24 protein-coding genes and 2 tRNA genes are annotated in these 22,356 nt (G+C 59.9%); 5 read left to right on the top strand and 21 right to left on the bottom strand.

The annotated features are described in order from the left end of the window. Positions 1-34 precede the first annotated feature (34 nt). From BRA42_RS08260 to BRA42_RS08190, 15 genes are all read right to left on the bottom strand, one after another. The gene (locus BRA42_RS08260; RefSeq protein ID WP_342770405.1) at positions 35-1,264 is read right to left on the bottom strand and encodes a site-specific integrase; all 1,230 of its coding nucleotides are present in this window, start codon (positions 1,262-1,264) and stop codon (positions 35-37) included. 63 nt (positions 1,265-1,327) lie between these two features. After that, positions 1,328-1,437: transfer RNA gene (locus tag BRA42_RS08255), tRNA-Met, on the bottom strand. 73 nt (positions 1,438-1,510) lie between these two features. After that, a complete protein-coding gene (locus tag BRA42_RS08250; RefSeq protein ID WP_292409388.1) occupies positions 1,511-2,986 on the bottom strand; it encodes an acetyl-CoA carboxylase biotin carboxylase subunit in 1,476 nt (491 codons plus the stop codon). A 32-nt stretch (positions 2,987-3,018) separates the two neighbouring features. Next, entirely contained in the window at positions 3,019-4,776 is a 1,758-nt protein-coding gene (gene oadA, locus BRA42_RS08245) for a sodium-extruding oxaloacetate decarboxylase subunit alpha (RefSeq protein WP_292409390.1), read from the bottom strand. 57 nt (positions 4,777-4,833) lie between these two features. Continuing rightward, a complete protein-coding gene (locus BRA42_RS08240) occupies positions 4,834-5,481 on the bottom strand; it encodes an energy-coupling factor transporter transmembrane component T (protein ID WP_342770404.1) in 648 nt (215 codons plus the stop codon). Continuing rightward, complete coding sequence (locus BRA42_RS08235; protein WP_342770403.1) at positions 5,463-6,194, bottom strand: ATP-binding cassette domain-containing protein; 732 nt, start codon at positions 6,192-6,194, stop codon at positions 5,463-5,465. Before BRA42_RS08235 ends, BRA42_RS08240 begins: the two co-directional genes overlap by 19 nt. Continuing rightward, positions 6,158-6,829 (bottom strand): ATP-binding cassette domain-containing protein, encoded by a 672-nt coding sequence (locus tag BRA42_RS08230; protein WP_292409396.1) that lies wholly within the window; start codon positions 6,827-6,829, stop codon positions 6,158-6,160. Before BRA42_RS08230 ends, BRA42_RS08235 begins: the two co-directional genes overlap by 37 nt. Continuing rightward, positions 6,826-7,326, bottom strand: a complete 501-nt coding sequence (locus BRA42_RS08225; protein ID WP_394339228.1) for a biotin transporter BioY — start codon at positions 7,324-7,326, stop codon at positions 6,826-6,828. The genes BRA42_RS08230 and BRA42_RS08225 overlap by 4 nt, the downstream gene beginning before the upstream one ends. Before the next feature lie 82 nt (positions 7,327-7,408). Then, a complete protein-coding gene (locus BRA42_RS08220; RefSeq protein WP_342770402.1) occupies positions 7,409-8,389 on the bottom strand; it encodes a biotin--[acetyl-CoA-carboxylase] ligase in 981 nt (326 codons plus the stop codon). A 5-nt stretch (positions 8,390-8,394) separates the two neighbouring features. Next, complete coding sequence (locus BRA42_RS08215; protein WP_292409402.1) at positions 8,395-8,838, bottom strand: DUF2111 domain-containing protein; 444 nt, start codon at positions 8,836-8,838, stop codon at positions 8,395-8,397. Between the two features lie 10 nt (positions 8,839-8,848). Continuing rightward, positions 8,849-9,427, bottom strand: coding sequence for a hypothetical protein (locus tag BRA42_RS08210; RefSeq protein WP_292409404.1), 579 nt, complete (start codon positions 9,425-9,427; stop codon positions 8,849-8,851). Next, entirely contained in the window at positions 9,424-10,860 is a 1,437-nt protein-coding gene (locus BRA42_RS08205) for an RtcB family protein (protein ID WP_292409406.1), read from the bottom strand. Before BRA42_RS08205 ends, BRA42_RS08210 begins: the two co-directional genes overlap by 4 nt. A gap of 8 nt (positions 10,861-10,868) precedes the next feature. Then, entirely contained in the window at positions 10,869-11,276 is a 408-nt protein-coding gene (locus BRA42_RS08200; RefSeq protein ID WP_292409408.1) for an archease, read from the bottom strand. Then, positions 11,266-11,550: a hypothetical protein gene (locus tag BRA42_RS08195; protein WP_342771279.1), complete on the bottom strand. Its 285-nt coding sequence runs from the start codon at positions 11,548-11,550 to the stop codon at positions 11,266-11,268. The genes BRA42_RS08200 and BRA42_RS08195 overlap by 11 nt, the downstream gene beginning before the upstream one ends. Positions 11,551-11,601: 51 nt before the next feature. After that, positions 11,602-11,916, bottom strand: coding sequence for a DUF2551 domain-containing protein (locus tag BRA42_RS08190; RefSeq protein WP_292409412.1), 315 nt, complete (start codon positions 11,914-11,916; stop codon positions 11,602-11,604). A 380-nt stretch (positions 11,917-12,296) separates the two neighbouring features. Between BRA42_RS08190 and BRA42_RS08185 the strand changes: the two genes are divergently transcribed. The 5 genes from BRA42_RS08185 (at position 12,297) to BRA42_RS08165 (ending at position 16,269) form a co-directional block, all read left to right on the top strand. Next, complete coding sequence (locus tag BRA42_RS08185; RefSeq protein ID WP_292409414.1) at positions 12,297-13,151, top strand: protein translocase subunit SecF; 855 nt, start codon at positions 12,297-12,299, stop codon at positions 13,149-13,151. Next, entirely contained in the window at positions 13,152-14,612 is a 1,461-nt protein-coding gene (locus BRA42_RS08180) for a preprotein translocase subunit SecD (protein WP_342686209.1), read from the top strand. A 60-nt stretch (positions 14,613-14,672) separates the two neighbouring features. Next, positions 14,673-14,966, top strand: a complete 294-nt coding sequence (locus BRA42_RS08175) for a thioredoxin family protein (protein ID WP_292409417.1) — start codon at positions 14,673-14,675, stop codon at positions 14,964-14,966. Continuing rightward, on the top strand, positions 14,963-15,613 hold the full coding sequence (gene npdG / locus BRA42_RS08170) for an NADPH-dependent F420 reductase (protein ID WP_292409420.1): 651 nt from the start codon (positions 14,963-14,965) through the stop codon (positions 15,611-15,613). The genes BRA42_RS08175 and npdG overlap by 4 nt, the downstream gene beginning before the upstream one ends. A 455-nt stretch (positions 15,614-16,068) precedes the next feature. Next, complete coding sequence (locus BRA42_RS08165) at positions 16,069-16,269, top strand: winged helix-turn-helix domain-containing protein (RefSeq protein WP_292409422.1); 201 nt, start codon at positions 16,069-16,071, stop codon at positions 16,267-16,269. 267 nt (positions 16,270-16,536) lie between these two features. On the opposite strand, the gene BRA42_RS08160 is transcribed toward BRA42_RS08165, so the two are convergent. The 6 genes from BRA42_RS08160 to BRA42_RS08135 form a co-directional block, all read right to left on the bottom strand. Next, positions 16,537-17,418: a PH domain-containing protein gene (locus tag BRA42_RS08160; RefSeq protein ID WP_292409424.1), complete on the bottom strand. Its 882-nt coding sequence runs from the start codon at positions 17,416-17,418 to the stop codon at positions 16,537-16,539. 371 nt (positions 17,419-17,789) lie between these two features. Beyond that, complete coding sequence (gene thiI / locus BRA42_RS08155; protein ID WP_292409426.1) at positions 17,790-18,920, bottom strand: tRNA uracil 4-sulfurtransferase ThiI; 1,131 nt, start codon at positions 18,918-18,920, stop codon at positions 17,790-17,792. Then, a complete protein-coding gene (locus BRA42_RS08150; protein WP_292409427.1) occupies positions 18,917-19,471 on the bottom strand; it encodes a threonyl-tRNA synthetase editing domain-containing protein in 555 nt (184 codons plus the stop codon). The genes thiI and BRA42_RS08150 overlap by 4 nt, the downstream gene beginning before the upstream one ends. 103 nt (positions 19,472-19,574) lie before the next feature. After that, a complete protein-coding gene (locus BRA42_RS08145; protein WP_342772123.1) occupies positions 19,575-20,873 on the bottom strand; it encodes an O-acetylhomoserine aminocarboxypropyltransferase/cysteine synthase family protein in 1,299 nt (432 codons plus the stop codon). A gap of 10 nt (positions 20,874-20,883) precedes the next feature. Beyond that, positions 20,884-22,248, bottom strand: a complete 1,365-nt coding sequence (gene pscS / locus BRA42_RS08140) for an O-phospho-L-seryl-tRNA:Cys-tRNA synthase (RefSeq protein WP_342772122.1) — start codon at positions 22,246-22,248, stop codon at positions 20,884-20,886. 12 nt (positions 22,249-22,260) lie between these two features. Continuing rightward, positions 22,261-22,331: transfer RNA gene (locus BRA42_RS08135), tRNA-Cys, on the bottom strand. Positions 22,332-22,356 lie beyond the last annotated feature (25 nt).

Here is a 22,356-nt window from a genome sequence, read left to right as displayed (position 1 = left end):
GTGATTGCCCCCCTCATGGGGCGGGGGGTGAGCATCATAACTCACCCTTCCGCTTCTTCTCCTCGATCAGCTCGTTGAGCAATTTCCGCACGAGCTCCGGGTTCTCCAGCACATCCTTGCCCATTGCATCCTGCACATCCTCCCCGTCGTCAGTGAATGACTTGCCGCAGGTGGAGCAGTAGTTCGCACGCGGGGCGTTGATGGTCTTGCAGCCGGGACACTGCACCGGTTCGAGGCATCGCGCCTCCGCTTCCTCCTGCGGGAGGATGCCGTACTGGCCGAGGACTTCCTTATCGATGTCTTGGCCGGTGAGGTGGGCGTAAGTGGCGAACATATCGGTGTTGAGGTTCCCCCACATCATCAGCTTGATGACCGACTCTTTCATCCCCTGATTGATGAGGTGCGTGATCCGTGAGTGCCGGAAGATGTGCGGGGTGATCTTCTTGGTGATGCCAGCCCGCCCGGCGATCTTGGGGAGCTGCCCGTAGATGGTGGCGTGCTGGAGCGGCCGCCTCTGATACGTGATGAAGACCAGGGCGTCGCCGACGGGTTCGAAGGGGTAGTCGTTCCTCCAGGCCGCGAGGTACGGCGTGGCCATGACTAGCCGGACGTAACGCTGAGTATGGCACTTGGTATCCTCGACGGAGACCACTGTACCGTAGGTGTCGAACTGCACGCGACGCCAGGTCAACCGGCCGAGTTCGCCGATGCGGCACCCGGACTCGTAGAGGAGTGCGATGATCGCCCGGTCGCGGGAGGACTGGCAGGCCCGCAGGAGCGCTCCGACCTCCTCCTGCGAGAGCATCTGGTCAGGAAGTTTGGTACATCGATCCATCCGCGGCGGTTTGATCTTCTGGATCTTGACTTTCGAGAGATCCGAGTAGTCGTTCTCGATCATCCAGAGGTAGAACCGCTTGAGGAACATGATGTAGTCGTGCAGGGTGTTCTGCTTGAACGGCCTGTCACGCTGGTTCCTGGCTTCTTTGATCGTGGCTATGGCGGAGAAGATATCACCGATGGTTGCTTCCCGGTAGGGACAGACGTAGCGGCGCCAGTTGATCAGGTGCGACGTGATCTTGTTTACCCGGACAGTTGTGATTCCTTGCGACGCCTGGAGCTCCGTCACGAACTCGGTGATGAGATCGGCATCGTCGCGGGTGAGGAGGCCCTTGGCCACTGCTTTCCGGACGGCTGTAGTGGCGTAGGTTTTATCGACGGGATGGAACTCCCTGTCAGTTTGGATTGGTGCTGTGAACGCTCCCATGCAAGGGAGGTCAGAATAGGGGTATAAAAGCATTTGCTGACAGATCTGAACCTGAATAACGGATGCTGCGGGTGGGATCCGAACCCACGATCTCCAGATGTCCCAGGATTGGACGCACCGTTCTTCTCAAAACCCTATGAGTCTGGCGCCCTAACCAGCTAGGCCACCGCAGCATACAAAGTGCATTATAACAATGGCGTATTGGCAAATAAACCTTATGCTCCCCGGAAAAAATAGGACGGCGAGTTACTTCATGTTTTTCTGCAGATACACGTTGACCGCTGCAGTGATCGCCGCCACATGCTTTCCCTGCCGCAGCGATGCAGCAAGTGTCTGCATACGCGCCTCTTCCTCATGGAGGTAGCGGTTCAGGCTTGTTGCGATATGCTCTTCCTGCAGGAAGTGCGTATGCGTATCGCCAGCGATGAAGTGGGCGTTATGCATGATCGCATAATGGAGGGGGAGCGTCGTCTTCACGCCCAGAATGACGTACTCGTAGATGGCCCGCCGCATCCGCTGGATTGCCTCCTCACGGTCGGACCCCCATGCGCAGAGTTTGGAGATCATCGAGTCGTAGTGCGGGGGGATGGTATAGCCCACATGGATCCCGGAGTCGACCCGTATCCCCGGCCCTCCGGGGGACCGGTACCGGACGATCTTGCCCGGATCGGCAGCGAAATCGTTCAGCGGGTCCTCTGCGTTGATCCGGCACTCGATCGCATGCCCCCGGATGCTGACGTCCTCCTGGTCCATCGCGAGATCCTCCCCGGCGGCGATGGCAATCTGCTGCTTCACCATATCGATCCCGGTAATGAACTCCGTCACCGTGTGCTCCACCTGCAGCCGGGTGTTCACCTCCATGAAGTAGTAGTTGCCGTTCGCATAGAGGAACTCCACCGTGCCGACATTCTTATAATTCGCCGCCTTCGCGGCGGCGATGGCCGATGCCGTCATCTGCTCCCGGAGAGCGGGCGTCATGATCGGGCAGGGCGCCTCCTCGAGCAGTTTTTGATGCCGGCGCTGAATAGAGCACTCGCGGTCGTAGAGATGGAGGGTGTGCCCCTTTGCGTCGGCAACGATCTGGATCTCGACATGTCGCGGCTTCGTAAGGTACTTTTCGACGAAGATCGTCGGGTCTCCGAAAGCGGATTCGGCGATCCGCCTGCCCTTCTCGATTGCTTCCTCGAGTTCTCCCTCGTTCTCGGCGATATGCATGCCGATACCGCCGCCGCCTGCGCTCGCCTTCACGATAACCGGATAGCCGATCTCAGCGGCGACCTTCTTCGCCGCATCGACGCTTTCGACACCCTCCGGCGTGCCGGGAAGAACCGGGACGCCGGCCTCGCGCATCATCCGCTTCGACCCGATCTTCGAGCCCAGCGCCTCGATCGTCTTCCAGGACGGCCCGATGAACGTCAGTCCTTCATCCTCGACCAATTTCGCAAACCCGGCGTTCTCGGCAAGGAACCCATACCCCGGATGGATCGCCTCGGCTCCGGTCTTCCTCGCCACAGCACAGATCCGCTCCTTGTTGAGATAACTCTTCGACGGGTGCGCCTCCCCGACACAGAACGCTTCGTCGGCATACTTGACGTGGAGCGCATTCTTGTCCGGCTCGGAGTAGATTGCAACCGTATCGATACCCAGTTCCCGACAGGCGCGCATAACGCGGATGGCAATCTCACCGCGGTTGGCGATCAGGATCTTATCAAAGTACTTCATCGCACAAGTTCTCTCGTTCAGGTAATCGGGCCCTACTCAATGACCATCAGCACGTCCCCGTTCTGCACGACGTCCCCGGCATCCACGAAGATCTCCGCCACCGTGCCGTCGCGCGGACTGCGGATGGGGTTCTCCATCTTCATTGCCTCAAGGACGATGAGCGTATCCCCCTTCTTAACGGCGCTTCCCCGCTGGGTCATCACCTTCAGGACCATCCCCTGCATGTTGCTCTTCACGCCGCCGGCGATATCGCCGCGGGGCGCCCTTTCCCGGACCGCCGGAGCGGACTTTGGAGCCGAGACCGAACCTCCCTCTACGGTGACGATCCGGACCGAGAAGATCTCGCCGTCCACCTCCACCTCCATGGAACGGGGGATCTCGGCAACATTCACCGACCCCGCAGGTGCCGCCGTCTTCTCAGGGATTGCTTCAGCCCGGCGTTCGCCCCGGAGGAACGACGGAGCGATGTTCGGGTAGAGGATGTAGGTGAGAACATCCTCTACCCGGGTGCTGAGGCCCTGCTTCTCCGCTTCCGCCCGCATCTGATCGTAGATGGGCGGGAGAAGGTCCGCCGGGCGAACCGTGATCGGCTCTTCGTCGCCGATGATCAACTTCCGCACTTCGGGACGGATCGGGGCGGGGGGGCGGCCATACTGGCCGCGGACATACTCTTTCACCTCCGTGGTCACGTTCCGGTAGCGCTCGGCGCCCATGAGGACGTTGAGCACCGCCTGGGTACCCACGATCTGGCTCGTCGGCGTCACAAGCGGGGGATAGCCGAGGTCCTTCCTGACCCGGGGGATCTCGTGGAGCACCTCATCCAGGCGGTCAAGCGCATCCTGCTCCTTCAACTGGGAGACGAGGTTGGAGATCATGCCGCCCGGGAGCTGGTAGATCAGCACGTCCGAGTCGACCCGGTCGGCAATGGGAGAAAAGAGCGGCTCGTACTTCTCCCGCAACCCCCGGCAGACATTTCGCACCTCGCGCAGCCGTACCAGGTCGATGCCGGTACCCCGCGGCGTTCCGGCAACGCTTGCAACAACGCTCTCCGTCGGGGGCTGAGAGGTGCCGAGAGCGAACGGCGACATCGCCGTATCAAGGATATCCACGCCCGCATCGATCGCCGCCTGGTAACTCAGGGGCGCGACGCCGCTCGTGCAATGGGAATGGAGGCAGACCCTGATGTCCACTGTCCTCTTGATCCCCGTAATCAGCTCCCGGGCATCGTGCGGCATGATCAGGCCGGCCATGTCCTTGATGCAGATCGAGTCGCAGCCGAGCGCGTAGAGTTCCTGCGCCATATCGATGAACGTCGCGACGGAATGAACCGGACTTGTCGTGTAGGATATCGCACCCTGCAGGTGCGCCCCGACGTTCTGCACCTCTTCCATCGCCTTCTTCATGTTCCGGATATCGTTCAGGGCATCAAAGACCCGGAAGATGTCGACCCCGTTTCGTGCGGACGCCTCGACAAACTTCTCGACCACATCGTCGGGATAGTGCCGGTAGCCCACGAGGTTCTGACCCCGCAAAAGCATCTGGATGGGAGTGCGGGTCAGTTCCGCCTTCAGCATCCGGAGGCGTTCCCAGGGATCGTCGTTGAGAAACCTGATGCAGCTGTCAAAGGTCGCCCCACCCCAGGCTTCGACGGAGAAGAACCCCACTTCGTCGATGACACGAGCAAGAGGGAGCATATCTTCGGTCCGCAACCGGGTAGCGATGAGCGACTGATGCGCGTCCCTGAGCGTGGTATCGGTGATAGAGAGTGTATCGGATTTGGCAGCACACATCGAATTTTGCACCTCGAAGGGCTGAGAATACATCAATAAGCCTCTAAAAAATTCGCCCTAATAATATAAAAACGTCGCGAAGAGGCAGGTAGAATAAAAAACGAGCAGAACGGCCGCAAGAGATACCAGAACATCCCGTCGGGTCGTTTCGAACCGGGGGCAGACATGCCCTCCAAGCGTGTATCCCCGTACTACGAGCAGCCGGGCCATCTCATCGGCTCGCCGGATCTGGGTGACGATGAGAGTGACGGCAAGCGGCACGATCGAGCGAATGCCCGGAAGGACCCCCTTCAACGCCATGGCAACCTGCATCTGATCGATCTCCTGCCGGATTACCGCAAGCCCTGTAAGCCCCATCTCGGCAATGAGCCCGATCTCGAACCCAATCCGGTCCCCGAGGGCCCAGACCGCCACAGAAAGAACCTCCCCCTCCTTCATCTCCGCATACGCCCACACGGCAAGCAGAAGGACCGCGACCATCCGGATCAGGTAGGAGAGGCCCGGACCGCCTCCCCATTCGGAGACCAGCGCTGCGGCGGCGATCATTGCAATGAGAGAGAGAAGCACCCCCGGCCGCGGAAAAGTCCTGGTGCGCGGCGTCGCAACAAGCCACCAGACGAGGGCGGCGACGGCTCCCGCCGTGCTTGCAAATGCGGCGAGAGAGAGGAATACGGTGACAAAAAGTCTCAACCTCGGGTCCTGCATAGCGCCTCCCGGGCATCGGTCAGCCTGATGTTCTCCGGGCGGGCACCCTCGCTCAGAGCATACCGGAGGTAGGGCGGGGCGTACCGCCACCGCGGGATCGCCCCGGGAACACTGCCAAGAGAGGTCAGGACGCCGCCCTCCATCTCCCAGAGAGCCTCCACCCGGGGGAGGACCGCGCGTTCGTGCGAGAAGATGACGGTGATCCCCGCGTCCCTCTCCTCGATCATCCTGCAGACCTTCCGCTTCGCGGCGCAATCCAGAGAACTGAACGGTTCGTCCAGAAGCAGCAGGTCGGGGGCCCGCATCAGCGTGCAGATCAGGGTCAGACGCTTGAGCTCGCCGCGGGAGAGGTGGAACGGGTCATCGTCGGCGCGCCCGGCAAGGTCCGCCCGCGCGAGCACCTCCTCCGGCGCAAGCCCCCAGGAGCCGACCTCTTCGGCAACGGTCGGGCGGGTGACGTGGTATTCGGGGAACTGCAGCAGGAGCTGGACCGACGAGACGCCGTGCCTCCGAACGCTGTCGCTCCCGGGATGGAGCAGCCCGGCAAGCAGAAGGGCGAGCGTCGATTTCCCGCTCCCCACCGGTCCGTTGACCAGGTGCCTGCCTTCTTCGAAGGTGCCGCTGCCCCGGATCGTGAACGGGCCACGGGAGAAGACGAGGCTGTCAAGGTCGACCCTCACCGGCGGACCCTCCACATCGAAGGGTAGAAGCACGTCTCCTCAAGCGTCGAAAAGACCTCTTCGGGCGTACCCTGGCGCCTGACCGCACCCCCCTCCATGAAGAGGACGTAGTCCGCACCGGCCGCGGTATCCATCGACTGCGTGCACCAGAGCACGTGGGTCGCCGTGCTCTCCTGCACGACGCGCTGGACACGTTCTGCCGTCCCGGCATCCAGGTGCGAGTCGGCCTCGTCCAGAATGAGCACCTCAGGGTCGTCGACGATGGCCGCGGCCAGTGCAACGAGTGCCTTCTCGCCCCCCGAGAGAGCCGAGACCTTCTTCGCGAGGAGGTGGGGAATCCCGACCCGCATAGCGGCTGCCCTGACGTTCTCATCAGTTTCACGGCAGGAACGGTGGCGGAATCGGGGAGTTGATGCGATCTCGTCGCATACCCGGGAAAAGAGAAGCGTTCGGTCGGGGAACTCCCCCACCCACCCGATCTTCACGGACGACGGCGGCCTCCCGAGAAGCCGGACCGTCCCGGTGCGCGGCTCCTCAATGCCGGAGCAGACCGAGAGAAATGTTGTCTTTCCACTCCCGTTCGGTCCGATCACGGCGATGCGGCGCGCATCCAGCGTGAGATCCGGGACTTCGAGGAACCGGTGCTGCAGACCGACGATCCGGATCATGCCACCCGCTTTCCTATGGTGTATGCGGCCAGAATCTTCACGGCATCGCCGACGAGGAACGGGGCAACCCCGAGCATAACCGCCTCCGGGAGCGTGAGCGATGCCGAATAAGCGAGCCACGCGACGCCGAAGAGGTAGGTTACGCCGGTCGCGGCAATCAGCCCCGCGACCCGGAACTTCGGCGATGAATGCTCGTAGGCAAGCCCGGCGACGAGAGCGGCGGGGACAAAACCGAGCAGGAACCCACCCGTGGGACCGAGAAGCACCCCGAGGCCCGCCATGCCGTTGTGAAAGACCGGGAGGCCAGCCGCACCGAGGAGGACGTAGAGGCCGAGGGGAATCACTGCATACCGCTTCATGACGATCCCCGAGAGCAGAACAAAGAGGGTCTGAAGCGTGAGCGGGACCGGGGGCAGCGGAATGGATACCCAGCTCCCGGCGGCGATCAGCGCGATGAACGTGCCGCTGTAGGCGAGAATCTGAGCACGGTGTTGCATGTAAACCATCCTACGTTGGATGGTTGACAATAAAAATCCTGTCAACAACCTTACAGTTTCTGGTTGACAGGAGCGGGGCGTTCTAGATCTGGAAACAGTCGCCGGCGATGACCCGTTCTATCTTCCCGTTGTCCTTCCGGATGAGCAGGGCGCCATGCTCATCGATATCGATGGCCTCTCCCGTAAATGTCTTATTGACAGTCTTGATGGCTACCCGATGATCGAGCGTCAGCGAGAGGGTCTTCCATTCGCGGACGAGGGAGTCATATTCGCCGTCTTCGAGCTGCTGGTAGCGCAGTTCGAACTCCCGCAGGACCCGCGCAAGAAGGGCCACACGGTCGACCTCATGACCGACCTCCTTCCGGAGCGTGGTCACCGTATCCTTCAGGTTCGGCGAGAGGTCGTCGAGGGAGACGTTCGCGTCGATCCCGATCCCGAGCAGGGCGTAGTGGATGGTATCCGCCTCTGCAGCAAGTTCCAGGAGCAGGCCCGCCACCTTCCGATCTCCGATGAAGATGTCGTTTGGCCACTTGATAAGCGCGCTGATGTCGTACTCCTTCCGGATGGCGCGGGCAATCGCAATCGACCCGGCCATCGTTATCATGAAGAGGCGATCAAGCGGAACCATCGGCTTTAAGAGAATGGTGACCCATATGCCGCCGGCAGGCGAGACCCAGGCGCGTCCAAGCCTTCCAACCCCGCCGGTCTGCTCTTCGGCGATGATCACCATGCCGTGCAGCTGCTCGGGGTCGGTCTCGTCGGCAAATTTCTTCCCGATCCCGCTCGTGGAGGGGATGCTATCGAAGTGGCGGATCTGCCTTCCAATGAACCGGGTGTTGAGCCGTTTATGGACCTCATAGGGCAGGAGCCGGTCGGTTGTCTCCTCGAGGCGGTAGCCTTCCGCCCGCGACGACGATATTTTATATCCTAGCCTCCGGAGTTCGCGGATCTGTTTCCAGACAGCCGATCGGGTGATACCCAGTTGCTCTGCAACCCGTTCTCCCGATATCGGACCGGGCGACTTTTCAAGGATCTCCAGTACGTTGATTGCCGTATCTTTCATATGCATTACCTTTTCGCTGCGGGCGACTCCGTCGGGAGCGGACATGGGTCCCGACCGCAGACCTGCCGCCGGATCTCTGCACTCTGCTCCATGAAACCCGCCAGATCAAAGATGCCGGTCACATCGACGATCCCGATTGCGCCGATGGCCCTGCCCTCGCCGTCCCTCACCGGCGCCACCGCCACCGGGATGCCTTTGTAAGGGCCCGCCGGGGGTCTGACCCGCCGGGTAGCATTCTCCGCCAGGACCTCCTCGAGGATGGGGCCAGTGTAGGCCTCGTCGACGATTTTCCCATCCTCGATCCTGATTCCCGGGTAGTCCCGGGACCGTGCCGTGACGGGCAGACGGCCAAGCAGATCATGGATGCAGATCATGACGGGAGCGAGATCGCGCGCTCTCGAAGATTCAGAGATAACATAGTGCTCCATGGTCGTATCCCTACTTTCCATCAGGGTTTATCTAGAATAAGGTTTCCCTCTCTCCGCAGGAGAAGTCCTTTAAGAATTCACGCGACGGATACTCGTGGATACTGGAGACCAGGATCATGCCGTCACCGACCGCCTTCCCGACGAGAAGCGCCTCGCCTTCAGGAGAGGCAGCAAGCGTCTCGCCGCCGTGAGCCGGGAACGAGCCGTCGCACTCGACGGCGGCAAGGTCGTAACCGGAGAAGAGGGAATTGTACCTGCTCTCGCCGGTGAACCGGACGGCGCGGGGCCCATAGACGAACGCATACGTTAGCGGGAAAGGGAGCCAATCGTAGGCGTCTTCCCGACGGCACCCCGCACCGAAGACCAGCAGCCGGCCGCCGTTCTCGACGAAATGCCGGAGGCGGCCGCTTGCAGCGCGGAGCGCCGGAAGGAGGTTTGAATAGGCCGGGTTTGCGAACCCCGTCGGCACGATGAGCAGGACGAACCGCCCGCGCCAGAACGGGGAAGCAAGCATGTGGGGGCTGATCGCCTCGCAGCAGGCGCCGCAATCCTCGATGAGCCGCGAGAACGTAAGGGGGCTGTCCCAGATCAGCCCGGTTCTGCAGGTCACCCCTTGATCACCCCGAGCGGCTCCAGCCGGGCGACGATACCCGAGAGGCCCGCATCGTGCACGACGCGCACCACCTCCTTGCTCGGTTTATAGACTTCGGGCGCTTCCTCTGCGAGGGCCGAGTCGCTGTGAGCACGCACCAGGACACCGGCCCTCGCGAGGAGTTCCCGGAGTTCTTTCCCGCGAACCTCTTTCTTTGCCTTCGACCGGCTGAGCACTCTCCCCGAGCCGTGACAGGTGCTCCCGAAGGTCTTCTGCATCGCGGTCGCCGTGCCGCGGAGGAGGTAAGAAGACGTCCCCATGCTCCCGGGGATGAGGACCGGCTGCCCGACCGCAGCATACTCGCGGGGGATGCCCGGAGTCCCGGGACCGAACGCCCGCGTTGCACCTTTGCGGTGGACGCAGACCTCCATCGACGCACCGTCGACCTCGTGACGCTCGAACTTGGCGACGTTGTGCGCGACGTCGTAGATGAGCCGCATCTCGTCGTAGTCGATCCCAAACAGATGCGCAAATACCTTCCGTGCCTCGTGCATGATGATCTGCCGGTTTGCCCAGGCGTAGTTTGCAGCGCAGACCATGCCGCCGTAGTAGGCGCGGCCTTCCGGGGAGTCGAGCGGAGCGCAGGCGAGCTGCCGGTCGGGGAGGTGTATCTGATGCTTGCCGAGTGCGCCCTCGAGCACCCGTAAGTGGTCGGTGGCGACCTGGTGGCCGAGGCCGCGCGAACCGCAGTGAACCATGAAGCAGACCTGCCCCTCGGCGACCCCATAGACCTCTGCAGCTTCGGGATCGACGACCTCCCGCACCACCTGAACCTCCAGAAAGTGGTTTCCCGCGCCGAGCGTCCCGAGCTGCGGCATGCCCCGCTGGCGCGCTTTGGCACTGACCGCATCCGGCTCCGCGCCCGGCATCGCACCCTCTTCTTCACACCGGACAAGGTCGGCTCCGGTGCCGAGTCCACGCTCAACCGCCCACCGTGAGCCGCCGACCATGATCTCGGAGAGTTCCCTGTTCGAGACGCGCATGGCGCTCTTTCCACCCACACCCGTCGGCACGGCATCAAAGAGCCTTTCAATCAGCTCCCGTTTCTTGCTGGCGAGATCGGCTTCCTTCAGGGGCGTCGTGATCAGCCGGACGCCGCAGTTGATGTCGAACCCGACCCCGCCGGGAGATATGACCCCTTCGGTCATATCAAACGCGGCAACACCGCCGATGGGAAACCCATATCCCCAGTGGATGTCGGGCATGGCAAGGGAGTGCCTCACAATCCCGGGCAGGGTCGCGACGTTCGCGAGTTGACGGACCGCTCCCTCCTCGAGCGTCTCCATCAGCTCCCGGGAGAGGAAGAAACGCCCCGGCACCCGCATATCGGGGACGTATCCGATAGGGACCTCCCATTCGAGGTCCCCAATCCTGTTGATTCCTTCAAGCATGAGATCCCTCAGATATCGAAGATGATGTCCACCACATAACCTTCTTCTTCTTTAACGATTTCGAGCCCGGAGTAAGATACACCCTTGACGATCGTCCCTCCGGAGTGCCGCGCGGGGTCGAAGGGCTCCCCTCGCGCCGTGGCGGAGAGCCGGGTGCCCTGGATATCGACGTTGAAGGTGCAGAAGATGAGGTCCTCGACGTCGGTGATGAAGAGCAGTTCCGAGAGGTAGTCGATCAGGAGCGAGTCGAGGTCCTCCGCCTCGAGAGAGAGCCGCCGTTCGATGCCGCGGTCTTCGCAGGGGCCGTACATCACGTGAAACATGGCACGGCCTGCATCGGCAAAGACTTCGCCCAGGGTTGCGCCCCGCACCCGCATGAGGACGTCGGCGGTATGCTCCAGTTCTTCAAAGGTCATGGTCTGGAAGATCGTCGTAGAAGATAGGAATCATTCCCTTGTGGATATAGTCGATGTAGCGGGCCTGATACTTCGAGACGTAGATGGTATAGCCGCCGACCGGGACCTGCAGATCGGTCGGTTTCGGTGGTTTTACCGATGTCGGCAGGAGGATCGGGCCGCTACAAGCCGTGCTCACCCTGAAATCGCGCTTTCTCTGAAGAACATACGATCGGACATCGTCCGTGACGGATATTCCCCGTGAGGGACCCGGCCCCCCGATATCACTCTGCATGATGGTCTCTTATATTGGTTCTCCGTGTAAAAAAAGAGGTGTATCTGAGTATTATGTTGTCCCGAGAATATTCGTCACTACATCCACATACTGGTCTTTCAACTCATAGATGGTGTTCGTTCCCTCCGCGTTTCGTCTCACGTGCAGGATACCTATCCGAGACGCGATGATGCCGACCATGGATGCAATGGAGTGATAACTGATGGTGAACTGCTCCTGCAATTTCTCGTAGATCCGGGGTATGGTCAGGGATTTCACCTTTACAAAGAGGGTGAGCAGCTCATGCCGGATTCCATCCCGGTCCCTTGCGAGATAACCTTTGAGTCGAGTTTCTACCTCCTTTTTGAGCTCATAGGGCGATCTCATATGTGCTTGTGATTCGGTATTTTATATATATCTTTTCTTTTCACTCATTTAATCGGGTATTCTGACGGTAGGACGACAATTGTCTGACGAAATAGGCAAGAGAGGGATGTAACGCCACGATTTATCGAAAAAGTTGATATTATTGACCATATTCGGTTTTAATCGCAGTATCCGCCCCCGTAGGGGGTCTCCCCCGGACACCCTGCAGGGTGTCCGCGCATCCCGGGATGGGATGTGCAGGGCCACTTCTGAGGAAGCTCCGGTCAGTTCTCCAGGCTGGGTAGTCCCGGGGGGCGGCGGTTCTATCATGACCGATCTCGATTCCCGGCTTATACAATAAGCAACCCTTTAACACATCACATTCATACCAGTATTGCAGTATGGAAGTCCCCAGATACGACATTATTAACAAATATTCTCCACGGCAGATGGTAACGCTGCCCCTCGTTCTTCTCTTCCTTGCCGTGGGTGTGCTTGGCTACACCACGCTCGCCACCGGCATGCCCTTGGCACTGGGCATCGACTTTGTAGGAGGAACGGCGGTCACTGTATTTACCTCTGACAACAAGGAGACGATAGAGGCGACCTTCTCGGCGTATCCGCTCCTATCGGTGGGTGAGGGGATCGGCAACGGGAAATACCTCCAGTTCGGTCCCATGAGCGACGAAGAGCACCGGGGTCTTGTCGCACTCATCAACGAGAAGTATCCCGATGCAAAGATTGACCAGATCGGTGAAACTTTCGGGAAGACACTCCAGAATCAAGCCATCCTCGCCCTGATCATCTCGTTCATCGGGGTGGCCATCGTGATCTTCCTGGTGTACCGGCACCTGGTGGCGTCGGGTGCCATCGTCCTCTCGGCGGTCTCGGATATCATCATCACCGCCGCGGCCATGCAGGTCTTCGGCATTCCCCTCTCCCTCGGGACAACGGCAGCCCTGCTGATGTTGATCGGCTACTCTGCAGACAGTAACGTCCTCTTAACCACGCGCCTCTTAAAGCGCAAGGGGAAACTCGACGAGAAACTTTCCGGGGCCTTCAGGACCGGGATCATCATGACGACCACGACTCTTGCGGCCATCGCCGCCATGTGGGTCGTCACCACGGCAGGACAGATCCAGATCATCAGCGAGATAGCAAGCGTCCTCATCATCGGGCTCCTCATCGACATGATGAATGCATGGATGCTGAACGCCGGAATTCTCAAGGAATACATCCTCCGGGGCGGTAAGTAAATGAACAGCGAAACTATCGTGAATCTCATCAAGGACTGGCGGGTGGCCCTGCTGCTCGTGCTGGTCATAGGCTCCCTCGTCGGCATCTACCTCGCGCCCCCGAACCCGGAGAAGGGACTTGAGGGGAACCTCCAGTTCGGCCTCGACCTTGAAGGCGGTTCATGGCTGCAGATGGAGTTTCAGTCCGTCGTTGTGACCTACTCTACCAGCGGATCGGTCGAAGACCTGATAGATAACCTGCAGACAGACCTTGAGACGGACGTCACCCAGATCGACGCGGACCACCTCGAGATCCGAAAGGGCGTCTCCCGCGCCGAACTGGAACCGATCTTTGCGGCATCGGACGCCTCGATCGTCGCCTACCAGAAGGGCGTATCGCAGCCCACCGCGGACGACGTGAAACGGATCCTCAACGAGAAGGTGAACGCCCTCGGGATGCAGGACGCGCGGATCAACCTGCTCACGCCGACAGGAAGTGAGTATCCGCAGTACGTGCGGATAGAACTCGCCGGCGTGGATATGGCGACGGCACAGGAGATCGTCGGCAAGCAGGGCATGTTCGAGATCCGGATCCAGACAACCGGGAACGCGACCGAGCACGTCATCTACGGCGACCAGATCACCAGCGTCGGCGTCCCGCAGAAAGACCCCAGGAATCAGGACTGGAGCGTCGCGTTCTCGCTTACCGATGCGGGCGCCCAGGCGTTCCAGAAGGCGGCCATCGAACATGGAGCGGTCAACAACCCGGAAAGCCACTTCCTCGTGATGCTCCTCGACAACGAGACCGTCTACAGCGCCCCGCTCAATCAGAAGCTTGCAGCGGAACTTCGGTCGGGCCCGGTCAGGTCGCTCTCCGCGAGCACCGGGCTCGGCGACGCCGGGCTTGAGGACGCGATGGAACTCGAGATCCACCTCCGCGCCGGCGCCCTGCCGGTGGATGTAGAGGTCGTCGGGTCCGGCTCCGTCCCGGCAGCGCTCGGCGAGCAGTTCAAGACGGTGGTTCTCCTTGCCGGGGTCCTCGCGCTGCTCGCCGTAGGGGTCATGGTCTACCTCCGCTACCGCGAGCCCACGATCGTGATCCCGATGCTGGCCGTCAACGTCTCCGAGATCATCATCCTGCTCGGTATCGCCCGCTTCATCCAGCAACTGGACCTTGCCTCCATCGCCGGTTTGATAGCGGTGGTGGGCACCGGCATCGACCAGCTCGTCATCATCACCGATGAAGTGCTCCACGAAGGGCGGGTCCCGTCGCCGAGCCTCTACATGAAGCGGTACGCGCGGGCGCTCGGGATCATCGCCGCGTCCGTGGCAACGGTCGTCATCGCCATGTTCCCCCTCGCGCTGATGGACCTCTCCACGCTTCGGGGCTTTGCCATCATCACCATACTCGGCGCCATGGTCGGCATCCTGGTCACCAGGCCCGCCTATGGAAAGATAATCATGGCAATCCTCTCAAAATAAAAACCTTACACAACCTTTATTGCCCCGTTCACACACATTTGTGTGAATGGGGTAATAAGTATGGGAAAACCGGTTTTAATGGACTTTTTCGCTGAGTGGTGTGGCCCGTGCCACCAGCAGTCGCCTATCATCGATGAACTAAGAGAGAGAATGGGCGACCAGGTCGAGATCAGGAAGATCAACGTTGACGAGGCCGATCCTGAACAGATGCGAGAGTACGCCACGAAATACGAGATTCAGTTCGTCCCCACGCTCGTCATCGAGAAAGACGGGGCTCTCGTCCAGAAACTGGTAGGCGTCCAGGATCTTGAGAAGCTTGAGAGCATCCTAAAACCGCTGGTGCAAAGACAGTGAAGATCGGTATCGTTGGGGGGACAGGTGAAATCGGGGAGGGTATGGCACTCCGGCTCTCTCCGAAGTATGATGTAATCGTCGGTTCGCGTGAGGAGACAAAAGCGATAGCAACCTGTGATGCCTGCAGGGCCTCCCTGCAGGAGCGGGACCAGACATGCAGCCTGCTTGGCGTCACCAACCAGTATGCGGTCGATGAAGCGGATATTGTCATTCTTGCGATACCGTTCAAGCACGTGGTCCCGACCCTGAAGACCCTGACCGGGTTTGAGGACAAGATCGTCGTCAGCCCCGTCAACCCGATCGAACGCACGACTTACTTCTCCTACGCCCCTCCGCCGGAAGGCTCGGCGGCGATGATGATCAAGGGGATGCTTCCCGCAAGCGCAACCGTTTGTGCTGCGTTCAACAACATCGCGGCACACCGGTGGCAGATGCTTGACGAAGAACTGGATTACTCCGTTGCCGTCTGTTGCGACGACGACGGCGCCAAGCAGAAAGTTATGGAGATTGTCAATAACGTATCAAACCTCCGTGCCTATGATGCGGGCCCACTTCGCGCCGCATCCATCGTCGAGAGCGTCACACCCCTCCTCCTCAACATCGCCCGCTTCAACGGGATGCACGACGTCGGTGTAAGGTTCGTATAGGAATCAAGCTTTTTTCCGGGTCCCCAGAGAAGGGGACCCCTTTGCCGGGGAAAGAGATACCGTCTTCTGATTCTCCGGCGCTTCTTGCCTTGCCGTAATATGGGCCCTGTTTTGTCCCCGGGATCGGCCTCGGCAGGAGGAGATGCACATGCCCCGGTGGAAAGCCGTGCCCCGGAGCGCCTCTGGATTGCGACCAACAGAGCAGACCGGGAGGGTTCAACCATAATATGCGTGAATGCGTGACCGGAGAGGACAGAATAACTGCGAACGTCACCCGCCGGTGTCTCTGTGAACTCGGATAGCATATTCATAGGACCACCGGGGGAATGAAACGAAAGAATTAACAATTGTGAACACGTATGTAGATATGGTGATCCACACTATGAGGGATCGTTTTTGCCATAAATGAGAACAAACTCGCAACGATCGGGCACCTGCCGCCGTCGGCAAAGCTCGTGTATATTGTATTGGAGACGCAGGGTCAGTTGACGCAGAAGGACCTCATACGCGAGACCTCTCTGCCGCCGCGGACCGTGAGATACGCCTTAAGTCGTTTGAAGAATGAGGGGTTCATCGTCGAACACTACTACTTCATCGACGCCCGGCAGAGCCTGTATGGGTTGAACACCCAAAAGCCGGAGGTGGTGGCTGTATGATGCGGCCGCACATGCGACCCCCGATACATGTGCACGTCCAAAGAGTCTCCAGGTAGACCGATTTTCATCTTTTTTTTCAACTCCGTTGAAATCCTCCGCTTTCTTCAAACACCAGCCGAGTCACCATATGCTCTGATGAACGCGTGGAAAAATCTAGAGGAGACCACTCACCTCTGCGACCACCGAACAATTGTCTGGAGGTCAATAGGTAGGAAGAAGAGAAAGAACGGCGATGCAAGGTATGGTCCATGCCAGGAGTTTAAGGCTTTACGATAGGTGTGTCAGTATCTCAGCGTACAGCGCGGCGGTACCCTCGAAGGATGCATCGTTGAACACGTAATACGCTCCCTTCTGCGTCTCGATCAGCACGCACGCGTTCGTATCCTTATAAATCGCACCGTTGCAGTTACCTATCTCGTCGTTGTACAGCTGTCCGGCAATTATTTTGTAGTTGCTCAAGCCGAATTCGCGGCTGACGTCGAACGTCCCGTCCTTCAGATCGCAGGTCGCTATATCCGAATAGGCTATGTCCCAATCACACAAGGGCGCATCGATGCTGATTGTCTCCTCATCCATCGTGACCGAGAACGAACCACCGATGCCGCCAGATATGAACAGGGTTATCGGCAGCATCGCGGAAAGCAGGAGCACCGATGTTAACGATATCTGCGTCAGGGCCATTTTATCCTTCTTTGAGAGCAATGAGAACCTGGAACCTTCGTTTCCCCTGGCCCTGTCCACCATGCGCTTGATTCCAACCATGGATACGGCGGCTGCAAGCAACACTGTCACAAGAACGATTGCCCAGGAGTACGACGGGTGGAAGAACAGAAGAATCTCCAGCGCGGCAACTCCGATTACCAACACTACGGTCAGCAATCTTCCCATCGGGACCGCCAGTTTCTTAAAGGTCTCCCTCTTCTCCTCGGAGAATCTATCCCACTCACCTTCGGTCAGGTGCTTTCCGTCACCGGTCAACGCCATGGAGATCCAGAACGCCAGCGGAATATAGATCATCACCGAAAGGATCTGCATGATCGCGAGGGACCTGCTCTCATACAGCGTGTAGTTTACGACTGTGAGGGCCGTCGGTAAGGCTACACCAGCTGCCAGACAGAGGGAATAGAGTATCTTATCTTCTCTGCGCATGGACGAACTCCTCATGGTGCAATCGCGCGGGATTTCTTATTGGGGTTTAGAGCCCCGTCTCCTCACCTGATCATTCCTTTCTCCTCGCCAAAATACCTTCTGCCGGTGACCCGCTCCTCGCTGGTGTCCATCAGGAGGTCTCCAAACGATCTCTGCCTGCACGGGCGATGGCCGGGCTTTGAGACGGCAACAGGCGGTTCCGCTTCTCTTCGCAAAGATCAGAGCAACGACACGATACCCCAGACTGCGGTCGTCCGCGAGGGCAGGAGAAGTTTCCGGAAGAGAAAGAAGAGTGATCGCGGAAGACACCAGGGAAGGATGCCTTTACGCCCGCAATCACGAGAAGAGGAGTCCGGTGCTCCGGAAGAGAGTTACGGCGAGGAGTCCTCTGTTATCTCCGGTATCGGTATCGACGAAGCGACGAGCCGTTCTTCAATCTCCCGGATCTTTTCGAGGTGTGCTCTCGTCGACGGCTTTTTCGGCACCGCACCGCAGCCGGAGGCGCGAACGGTCGACGGGATGTACGTCCCGATCTCCTTTGCGAGGCGTATTGTCTCAGCCTTATCAAACCCGATGAGCGGCCGATACACGGGGATCGTCGCCACATCAGTGAGGACCATGAGGTTATCGAGCGTCTGGGACGCCACCTGGCCGATGGACTCCCCGGTGACGATGCCCTTTGCCCCGACGCTCCGCGCAAACGACTCCGCGATCCTGTACATCCTCCTCTTGCAGAGGAGGCAGGTGTACTTCTCAAGCTTGGACCGGACCAGTTCTTTCTTTGCGGACGCGAGATAGGAATCGCGGACAACCTGCAGCCGGATATCCGGTTGATAGGGGCGGAGCGATTCGACGACCTGTTCCGTCCGTGCAAGGTTGCTCTGGTCAAGGAACTCATCGAGCGCCACGTAGAGCGGGATGATGCGGCAACCGCGCTTCATCATCATATAGGCCGCGACCGGAGAGTCGATACCCCCCGATACAAGGGCAACGAGGGTTCCCCCGCTGCCGAGCGGCAGCCCGCCGGGACCGCTCGTGACCGTGTCGTACAGGTAGCAGTCCTCATCCCTGATCTCGACGAAGACCTCCTTATCCGGGGCGGTGAGGTTTACCTTCAGGTGGGGAAATGCGTTCCGGACCAGGTCGCCGAGTTCCGCCGCCTTTTCGCTCGATGTAAAGTCATGCTTCCCTACCCGCTTCATCCGGATTGCAAACGTCTTCGCGTCTTTTAACCCGTGTCTCTTGCAGAACTCCAGGAGTCCGGCATTGAGTTCTTCAAGAGGAATTTTGTCAACTGCCGAGAATGAGACGATCCCAAAGACCTTCTCCAGATGGGTGGGGTCCACGTCTCCTGAAAGCCAGAGACGACCTCTCTCGCTCTTTACCCGGCAGTTCGGCAGTACATTCTGGATGTTTGAAGCAAGCAGATACTCCCACTGCCTGCGGACGGGGTCCGACTTCAAGAATATTTCCGAGTAACGGACAAGCCATAATGCGGTCATCGGCTGACCTCAAATCCTGCAAACGTCTTCTTGCTGTTCGATGCTGCATTCGTTGCCGAAACCAATTTCTCCAGATCGGTCTCGTTAACCGGATTTTTGCAGTAAGGACACCTGAAGTTGCATTCGGTCTTTTCGTAGGGGCAGATCGTCATGGAGAGTTCGGCAAGCGGGTGGCCTTTGCTGTGGATCTCGAACTCCTTGTTCCAGCCGAACGGCGCCCGCTTTACATCGACGGCTGCCGAACAGAGTTCCTTCTCAAGACTCTTTAAGATGGCAAGCGCGCATTCCGGAGACCCAAGGGTGCTCGTGAGATGGGCATACGGATAGATCAAAACCCGGTTTACCTTCAGTTTCCGGAGCCGGGCAATTATGTTCTTTACGGCGCTTGCAACAACGTGCGAGGGGTTCTGTTCATCAAGCTTCTCGACGCAACTGAAAAGAACCACACATTCATCCACCCGGTCCTCTTTCGGCCCGATATCTTCCGCCACCTTTGTCTTTCGTGTAGTGCGGTACCATACGGTATCGACATGGATGGAAAGAATCCTCATATGTTCTGCCTCTCAGGATAGTCCGGAAAACAGGGGAGGTGATCCCTGCTCCCCGGGCCGGCCCGGCAGATGACTGCAACGGAGCCGGATCGACAGATCATGGCTATACTCCTTCCAGTGCCTGGTCGAGGTCCGCGATGATGTCCTCGATATCCTCGGTGCCGATGGCGAGCCTGACGTAATCGGGCGTGACGCCGGTTGCAAGTTGCTCTTCCGCCGAGAGTTGCTGGTGAGTGGTCGACGCCGGGTGGATGACCAGGCTCTTCGAGTCCCCGATGTTCGCGAGATGCGAGAAGAGGGTGAGGCGTTCGATGAACCGCTTACCGGCTTCCATCCCGCCCTTAACGCCGAACCCGACAAGCGGGCCGTAATTGGCGCCGCCGAGATACTTCTTCGCAAGCGCATGGCTCGGGTGGTCGGGCAGACCGGGGTAGTTCACCCAGGCGACCTTCGGGTGACCCTGGAGGAATTCCGCAACCGCCTGCGCGTTCTCCCCGTGGCGCTGGACCCGGAGGTGCAGGGTTTCGAGCCCGATGAGGAAGAGCCAGGCGTTGAAGGGCGAGAGCACCGCGCCGGTATCCCGGAGGAGTTGGACCCGCGTCTTGAACGCCAGCGCGACGTTGCCGAGCCCCGGGAAGTTCCCGAACGTCTCCCAGTAGTTCAGCCCGTGATACCCCGGATCGGGCTCAGTGAACTCGGGGAACTTCCCGTTGTTCCAGGCGAAGTTGCCGGAATCAACGATGACCCCCCCGATCGAGTTCCCGTGGCCGCCGATGTACTTCGTCGCCGAGTGCACGACGATATCCGCCCCGTGCTCGAACGGCCGGACCAGCCCCACCGCCGTCGTGTTGTCCACGACGAGCGGGATCCCCGCCGCGTGAGCGATCCGGGCGATCTCGGCAAAGTCCGGGATGTCGAGTTTCGGGTTGCCGATCGACTCGGCGTAGACCGCCCGGGTTCTGTCGGTGATCGCCGCCCGGAACGCCGCGAGATCGGTGGACGGAACGAAGACGACCTTTCGCCCCAGTTTCGGGAACGTGTAGTTGAAGAGTTCGTAGGTGCCGCCGTAGAGATTATCCGCGGAGACGATCTCGTCGCCCGGCCGGGTGATCGCAAGAAGGGCATAGGCGATCGCCGCCATGCCGGAGGCGGTGGCGAGCGCCGCGGTGCCTCCCTCGATCGCCGCGACGCGCTTCTCGAAGACATCGGTCGTCGGGTTCGTGATCCGGGTATAGATATTCCCGAGTTCTTTGAGCCCGAAGCGGTTCGCCGCCTGTTCGGTGTCCTTGAAGACATACGACGAGGTCTGATAGAGCGGTACCGTGCGTGACCCGGTTGTGGGGTCGGGCACCTGGCCTGCATGGACTGCAGCGGTCCCTAAGTGAAACGTGTTCTTTGCCATAATATCTCTCTTATCGGGTTCTCGGAAGGCCATACGTATCGGCGATCTCGGTGAACGCATCGGCCAGGTAGTGGATCTGCTTCCAGGACAGACCGTAGGTGTTGAGTTTCCAGGTCCGGGTGGCGCCGGCGAACTCCCCGACGATCCCCCGCTTTGAGAGTTCGTCGCTGAAGTAGAACCCGCGCCGCTTGTGGGTCCGGGCGACCGTGTCGAAACTTCCGGTGGTGTCGACTTTGGTGAGCGTATGCTTCCGCGGATACTCGGAGAGGACCTGCGAGCCCGTGATCGCGAGCAGCGAGTCGATGAAGAAGTTCGACTTCTTCACCTCTTCGTCCCACCGGAGCGTGCGCTCCTCCACCGTGGGGAACGACGCCATCATCGAGAGCAGCGTTCCTCCCATCAGGGTGCACCCGAGCATCTCCACTTCCTTGATGCCGAACTTCCGCGAGGTCACGTCGCCGACCATCGCGGTGGTGCGCAACACCGATGAAGCCCATTCGTCGGTCGTCGCCAGAACTCCGGACGGCGCGACCGAGGCCATACTCTTGTGTCCGGAGCCGACGACGAAGTCGGCCCCGATAGCCTTGCCGTCGACCGGCATGACGCCGACCGTGTAGGCCCCGTTGTAGAGGAACGGGATGTCATACTGGTGCGCGACCTTCGCGATCCCCCGGACGTCGTGCTCGTTCGCAAACTGGTAGTCGTAGTGGTCGATCATCACGAGCGCCGGGGTCTTCCCCGTCTCCCGCTGGACGTCTTCGATCTTCGCCGCCGTGGCGTCGGCCGTGACGTGGTGGCCGGCATCGAGCGGCACTTCCTTGACGACCCCGCCCGCTTCTTCAACGGCGAGGAACTCCGTGTAGTGGGCGAGGGCCGAGACGATGACCGGGTCGCCCTTGCCGACGAGCGTCGAGGTGACCGCCTGGAACCCCCGCCGGGCGCCGGGAACTACCCGCGCCTGGTCCATGTTCACGAACTTCGCGAGGTCCGCGTGAAACGCGGCAATCCCGGGCCGCGTGATCTTATCGAGACGAAACGGCTTCCGGCAGAAGTCGCACGTGGAATACCCGTCCCCATACGAGATCAGGGCTTTGCGGGCAGCAGGCGTGAGACGGCCCGCAGCCTGAATCGGGTGAATGTTGATGAACTGTTCTTCCCGGGCCCGTACGTCCAGCGTCCCGGCAATCTTCGATGGCCGGGGGGTGCCCCGGTCGCTTTCCAGGTCCGCGATGAGGGATTTCAGGTCCGCGATCTTGGCGCGAAACGCCTGCTCTTCGTCGGCGTCGAGACCCGTCGGGAGAGAGCCGCGATAGATCTCACGCAGGTCCTCGAGGGCAAAGAGGGCGGCAAACGTCTTCTCAACTCTAATACTCATGGTGGTCGCCAAAGCCCGGGATGAGAATCGAACTCATCTATTCCGATCTGCAGTCGGACGCATAGCCACTCTGCCACCCAGGCATTACGTTCACAATTGTGAACGCCA

It is taken from the genome of Methanoculleus sp. UBA374 (assembly GCA_002508705.1).
In the GTDB taxonomy this organism is placed as follows: Archaea; Halobacteriota; Methanomicrobia; order Methanomicrobiales; family Methanoculleaceae; genus Methanoculleus; species Methanoculleus palmolei.
Note: the sequence above shows the minus strand (reverse complement) of the source record. Positions and strands in the feature narration are given on the sequence as shown.

Excerpts from the sequence above, each read along its gene's own strand:
- BRA42_RS08260 (WP_342770405.1), bottom strand. The coding sequence starts at position 1,264 with ATGGGAGCGTTCACAGCACCAATCCAAACTGACAGGGAGTTCCATCCC.
- BRA42_RS08250 (WP_292409388.1), bottom strand. The coding sequence starts at position 2,986 with ATGAAGTACTTTGATAAGATCCTGATCGCCAACCGCGGTGAGATTGCC.
- oadA (WP_292409390.1), bottom strand. The coding sequence starts at position 4,776 with ATGTGTGCTGCCAAATCCGATACACTCTCTATCACCGATACCACGCTC.
- BRA42_RS08240 (WP_342770404.1), bottom strand. The coding sequence starts at position 5,481 with ATGCAGGACCCGAGGTTGAGACTTTTTGTCACCGTATTCCTCTCTCTC.
- BRA42_RS08230 (WP_292409396.1), bottom strand. The coding sequence starts at position 6,829 with ATGATCCGGATCGTCGGTCTGCAGCACCGGTTCCTCGAAGTCCCGGAT.
- BRA42_RS08225 (WP_394339228.1), bottom strand. The coding sequence starts at position 7,326 with ATGCAACACCGTGCTCAGATTCTCGCCTACAGCGGCACGTTCATCGCG.
- BRA42_RS08220 (WP_342770402.1), bottom strand. The coding sequence starts at position 8,389 with ATGAAAGATACGGCAATCAACGTACTGGAGATCCTTGAAAAGTCGCCC.
- BRA42_RS08215 (WP_292409402.1), bottom strand. The coding sequence starts at position 8,838 with ATGGAAAGTAGGGATACGACCATGGAGCACTATGTTATCTCTGAATCT.
- BRA42_RS08205 (WP_292409406.1), bottom strand. The coding sequence starts at position 10,860 with ATGCTTGAAGGAATCAACAGGATTGGGGACCTCGAATGGGAGGTCCCT.
- BRA42_RS08200 (WP_292409408.1), bottom strand. The coding sequence starts at position 11,276 with ATGACCTTTGAAGAACTGGAGCATACCGCCGACGTCCTCATGCGGGTG.
- BRA42_RS08195 (WP_342771279.1), bottom strand. The coding sequence starts at position 11,550 with ATGCAGAGTGATATCGGGGGGCCGGGTCCCTCACGGGGAATATCCGTC.
- BRA42_RS08190 (WP_292409412.1), bottom strand. The coding sequence starts at position 11,916 with ATGAGATCGCCCTATGAGCTCAAAAAGGAGGTAGAAACTCGACTCAAA.
- BRA42_RS08185 (WP_292409414.1), top strand. The coding sequence starts at position 12,297 with ATGGAAGTCCCCAGATACGACATTATTAACAAATATTCTCCACGGCAG.
- BRA42_RS08180 (WP_342686209.1), top strand. The coding sequence starts at position 13,152 with ATGAACAGCGAAACTATCGTGAATCTCATCAAGGACTGGCGGGTGGCC.
- BRA42_RS08175 (WP_292409417.1), top strand. The coding sequence starts at position 14,673 with ATGGGAAAACCGGTTTTAATGGACTTTTTCGCTGAGTGGTGTGGCCCG.
- BRA42_RS08160 (WP_292409424.1), bottom strand. The coding sequence starts at position 17,418 with ATGCGCAGAGAAGATAAGATACTCTATTCCCTCTGTCTGGCAGCTGGT.
- thiI (WP_292409426.1), bottom strand. The coding sequence starts at position 18,920 with ATGACCGCATTATGGCTTGTCCGTTACTCGGAAATATTCTTGAAGTCG.
- BRA42_RS08150 (WP_292409427.1), bottom strand. The coding sequence starts at position 19,471 with ATGAGGATTCTTTCCATCCATGTCGATACCGTATGGTACCGCACTACA.
- BRA42_RS08145 (WP_342772123.1), bottom strand. The coding sequence starts at position 20,873 with ATGGCAAAGAACACGTTTCACTTAGGGACCGCTGCAGTCCATGCAGGC.
- pscS (WP_342772122.1), bottom strand. The coding sequence starts at position 22,248 with ATGAGTATTAGAGTTGAGAAGACGTTTGCCGCCCTCTTTGCCCTCGAG.